General features: G+C 58.9%; 4 protein-coding genes and 1 pseudogene. 2 read left to right on the top strand and 3 right to left on the bottom strand.

Going from position 1 to position 2,467, the window contains the following annotated elements:
* Positions 1 to 55: 55 nt before the first annotated feature.
* Both ACUVTA_RS09455 and ACUVTA_RS09450 read left to right on the top strand, forming a co-directional pair.
* On the top strand, positions 56 to 481 hold the full coding sequence (locus ACUVTA_RS09455) for an ammonia-forming cytochrome c nitrite reductase subunit c552 (protein ID WP_445952687.1): 426 nt from the start codon (positions 56 to 58) through the stop codon (positions 479 to 481).
* Positions 462 to 920, top strand: a complete 459-nt coding sequence (locus tag ACUVTA_RS09450) for an ammonia-forming cytochrome c nitrite reductase subunit c552 (protein ID WP_445952686.1) — start codon at positions 462 to 464, stop codon at positions 918 to 920. The genes ACUVTA_RS09455 and ACUVTA_RS09450 overlap by 20 nt, the downstream gene beginning before the upstream one ends.
* Before the next feature lie 83 nt (positions 921 to 1,003).
* Here the strand turns inward: ACUVTA_RS09450 and ACUVTA_RS09445 are convergent, their stop codons facing one another.
* From ACUVTA_RS09445 to ACUVTA_RS09435, 3 genes and pseudogenes are all read right to left on the bottom strand, one after another.
* Entirely contained in the window at positions 1,004 to 1,645 is a 642-nt protein-coding gene (locus ACUVTA_RS09445) for an NAD(P)/FAD-dependent oxidoreductase (RefSeq protein ID WP_445952685.1), read from the bottom strand.
* Positions 1,646 to 1,715: 70 nt separating this feature from the next.
* The gene (locus ACUVTA_RS09440) at positions 1,716 to 1,982 is read right to left on the bottom strand and encodes a Crp/Fnr family transcriptional regulator (protein ID WP_445952688.1); all 267 of its coding nucleotides are present in this window, start codon (positions 1,980 to 1,982) and stop codon (positions 1,716 to 1,718) included.
* A 123-nt stretch (positions 1,983 to 2,105) separates the two neighbouring features.
* Positions 2,106 to 2,378 (bottom strand): annotated as a pseudogene (locus tag ACUVTA_RS09435) (Crp/Fnr family transcriptional regulator); the annotation flags it as partial.
* Between the last annotated feature and the right edge of the window lie 89 nt (positions 2,379 to 2,467).

Here is a 2,467-nt window from a genome sequence, read left to right as displayed (position 1 = left end):
TAAAAGACTCCCTTTAAACCGGCCGACTTTGTCTTGACTTGTGGGGGTCACTACGATGGACCTCGTTATTACCCGGTGGTACGCTAAGGATGCGTTAAAGGCCTTAGGAAAGGACCCGGACCACTTAACGCGCCAAGAGAAGCGGACGCTGGTCTGCGCTCAGTGCCACAATACCTACATCATCCCGCACGATAAAGATATGAAGCCGACCGGTCTCTTCCTTCCCTGGCAGAAATCGCAGTGGGGCCACATAACGGTTGAGGACATTGAGGCCGTTATCAACAGTGACCCCGCTAACCGGGAGTGGAAACACCGCATTGCCGGCTTGAAGTTAGGTCATATCCGGCACCCGGAATTCGAGCTCTTTTCTAACGGCAGTGTGCACTGGAAGGCCGGGCTGGCGTGTGCCGACTGCCACATGCCTTACGAACGCGTCGGGGCCAGTAAGATTTCCTCTCACCATGTCCAGAGTCCCCCTTAAAACCGACATGAAGGCCTGCGCCCAATGCCATACCGAAGGTCCCGCCTGGCTGCGCGAGAGGGTCCTTTTCATCCAGGACCGGACCAACGACTTGGCAACGCGCGCTGGAAACGCTGCCGCGCGTGCGGCGAAAGCGATCGAGTTAGCTAATAAAACAGCAGGGATCGACCAAAAGCTTTTACAGGAGGCCAATGATTCGTACGCCAAGGCCTACTACCGGATCACCTTCATTACTGCCGAAAACAGCATGAGCTTCCATAACCCAAAACAGGACTCACGCTCCGAAAATCTACCGCATCTTAGAAAAATAATGCATAAGATAATGCATAAGAGGTGTGTAGAGCACCGCTACGAGTATTTCGGCAGTCCTACCTGTACTTCTTGTAAAAAAAATTTACCACTTACGGGGTGGTGGCGACTAGACCGATCTCTTTCTTAAATAAAACGGGGGTTCGCCAGCGCCACCGCCAACCCCCAAAAAACGAACGCCACCACAAACCAACGTTCACCCGCGCGTAATCTTCATTCCGCGAGCCGTCTTATCTCTTCTATTCCCAAACGCTCCACCAACGCCCCGAACGATTCGCGCTCCTTTCCGTGCGTCCCGTAGACCTTGAGCATCCGGCCGCAAAGGGCGATCACTTCCTCGCCACTCAACCCCGCGGCGAAAACTTTTGCCAACCGGGGTGTAGTCCCAGCGCTGCCGCCCAATACCACAGTGAAGCCTGTTTTCTTACCAAAGACCCCAAAGTCCTTGACCCAGGCCTCGGCGCAGTTGCGCGGGCAACCAGAAACGCCGATCTTGAACTTGCCCGGCACCGCCGCTCCTAAGTAGCGTTCTTCGAGCTTCATCCCTAACCCCAGAGAATCCTGCAGCGCGTAAGTGCAAGCCGCCGTCCCGGGGCAAACCTTAACGCTCCGGACGCAGTTCCCGACGGCCGGCGCGGGGGGCAGCCCGAGTTCCTCCCAGACCCGGTCAACATCCGCCTCTTTGATCCCTACCAGAGCGATCCGGGCGGCGCCGGTTAGCTTGAGCACCGGGATCTGGTAGCGCTCCGCCACGGCCGCGATGCGCCGCAATACCTCCGGGGTAACCAGCCCGGCCGTTAACTGGGGAACAATCGCGTAGCTACCGTCTTTTTGCTGCACTGCTGCCTTCGGCATCGCTTCAACCTCCTATTTGTTTTTTTAATAGAAGGTTAGCAGGGACAGCAGCTACAAAAAATGATCTGGATCAGTTTTCGGCAAACGGCGCCAAATTTTCGGGATCAAACACCAGCCGCCGCTTCTCGCGGCGGATTATCCCCTCTTTGCGCCACCGGCTCATGATCCGCGCGGTAGTCTCCGGCGTTAGCCCCGCAAGGTACGCCAGCGTCTCCACCTTCAAAGGCATTTTCAGGCGCACCCCGTCCCGCACCGGCTCCCCTTCTTTTTCCGCCAGGCGCAGCAGTACCCCTGCCAGACGCTCGCGCGCCCGCTTGAGCGCCAGGTCACGCGCCACCAACCGCGATTGGGTCAGTTTGGTCCCCAAAAGCGCCAGAACCCGCCAGGCCACCTCCGGCCGGGTGCGCACCAAATCCCGGAAGTAAGCGCCCGGCAAGGCGCAAACGACCGCCTCCTCGACCGCCGCAGCGCTGACGTCGCAGCGGCCCCCTTCCCGGATAGCGGCCTCACCCACCAGGTCGCCGGGACCCGTGATGTCGATAATCTACTCTCTGCCCTCCTCGTTCTGGCAGTAAAGCTTGAGCCGGCCCGCATGGACAATGAAGAGCTCCGTGCAGGGCTCTCCTTCTACCAACACCTGCTGGCCCGGCGCGAGGCGGCGCCGCACGATGTGGCGGCTGAACTCCGCCAGCACCTCCGGAGCAAGGTCGGCCGCAATTGTGAGACAGCGCACCGGACACGCCCCGCATTCAACCGGCAACTTCACGCCCCTACCACCTCTATCCCCTAAACTACCCCGCCCCTCAAAAGGGTACCATCCTG

This window comes from Thermodesulfitimonas sp., assembly GCF_052743955.1.
This window is presented reverse-complemented; position numbering and strand designations above follow the sequence as displayed.